The organism is Deinococcus alpinitundrae, assembly GCF_009982895.1.
GTDB classification, from domain to species: domain Bacteria; phylum Deinococcota; class Deinococci; order Deinococcales; family Deinococcaceae; genus Deinococcus; species Deinococcus alpinitundrae.
Genome location: NZ_WXZL01000272.1, coordinates 1 through 269, shown reverse-complemented (window position 1 = coordinate 269; position 269 = coordinate 1). Strand labels below are relative to the sequence as shown.

The window sequence follows — 269 nt, the reverse complement described above, 5'->3', positions numbered from 1 at the left end:
ACCTACCAGAACCTGTATGTGAAATCGAACCTGTCGGGCGAATTCACCGTGATCAACCCGTACCTGGTTCGCGATCTGAAGGCCCGTGGCCTGTGGGACTCGGTCATGATCAACGACCTGAAGTACTACGACGGTTCCGTGCAGCAGATCGAGCGCATCCCGCAAGAACTCAAAGAGCTCTACGCGACCGCCTTCGAAGTGGACACCAAGTGGATCGTTGACGCCGCCAGCCGTCGTCAGAAGTGGATCGACCAGGCCCAGTCCCTGAA

The 269-nt window shown here is 57.6% G+C and carries 1 protein-coding gene; it reads left to right on the top strand.

The features are described from left to right. The coding region (locus GUI70_RS23355) for a ribonucleotide reductase barrel domain-containing protein (RefSeq protein ID WP_161884580.1) at positions 1–269 on the top strand (269 nt) is incomplete at both ends.